Annotated in this window: 1 protein-coding gene; it reads left to right on the plus strand. The window is 62.4% G+C overall.

Annotated features, from left to right (window positions below):
* Nucleotides 1-47 precede the first annotated feature (47 nt).
* Nucleotides 48-428 (plus strand): class I SAM-dependent methyltransferase (locus tag J5M71_RS28920; RefSeq protein ID WP_207817490.1); only part of this gene is annotated, 381 nt, incomplete at its 3' end.

Below are 428 nucleotides of genomic sequence, written 5' to 3' on the forward strand. Positions count from 1 at the left end.
GTCCGCGTCGCAGCCTGTGCTTTCTCTCTGCCACGGAGCTCGCTGTCATGAGTACCCCGATTGATCTCACTGCCCTGAAGGAACGTCAGAAAGTCGCTTGGGCCAGTGGCGACTACGCCGTGATCGGCACGACTTTGCAGATCGTCGGTGAAAGCCTCGCCGAGGCCTGCGATCTGCGCTGTGATGAACAGGTGCTGGATGTCGCCGCCGGTAACGGCAACGCCACCCTGGCAGCGGCGCGGCGCGGTTGTGTGGTGACCTCCACCGATTACGTCGCGGCACTGCTGGAGCGTGGTCAGGATCGCGCACGGGCCGAACATCTGGAGGTGATTTTTCAGGTGGCCGATGCCGAGGCTTTGCCTTTTCCCGATGAAAGCTACGACGCCGTGTTGTCGACGTTCGGCGTGATGTTCGCGCCTGACCAGGTC

The organism is Pseudomonas sp. 43(2021), from assembly GCF_017490805.1.
Lineage (GTDB): Bacteria > Pseudomonadota > Gammaproteobacteria > Pseudomonadales > Pseudomonadaceae > Aquipseudomonas.